The 445-nt window shown below is 67.4% G+C and carries 1 pseudogene; it reads right to left on the bottom strand.

Annotation, left to right across the window (positions count from 1 at the left end):
• Nucleotides 1–445, bottom strand: a pseudogene (locus tag DNK49_RS24265) (hypothetical protein); the annotation flags it as partial.

Below are 445 nucleotides of genomic sequence, written 5' to 3'. Positions count from 1 at the left end.
GCGTATAGTCGCCGCCCTGGTCGGCGATCCAGGACAGGAACGGCTGCCACACGGCCATCGCCGCATCGCGGTCGATACCCTGGAAGACCATGCTGAGCATCATCGTGTTGTCGCGACGAAAGCGCACCTGCTCGCCCCAGCGCGGATTGAACAGGCTGTCGCGATAGAAGGCCATGAAGCGATCGATCAGCCGCCGGAACGCCGCGTCGGAGTTGGCCTTCACCGCACCGAACATGGCGCCGACGACCTCCGGCAAGGCATGCGTCCGCAAGGTGAGCCGCGTCACCACGCCCAGGCTGCCACCGCCGCCGCCTTTCAGTCCCCAGAAGAGATCGGGATGGGTGCAGGCATTGGCGATGCGCACCTGGCCGTCGGCGGTGACGACTTCGGCCTCGAGCAGGCCGGCCGCGGCGAGGCCGAAGCGCTTGGAGAAGCTGCCGAAGCC

The organism is Parazoarcus communis SWub3 = DSM 12120, assembly GCF_003226565.1.
GTDB lineage: Bacteria > Pseudomonadota > Gammaproteobacteria > Burkholderiales > Rhodocyclaceae > Parazoarcus > Parazoarcus communis.
This window is presented reverse-complemented; position numbering and strand designations above follow the sequence as displayed.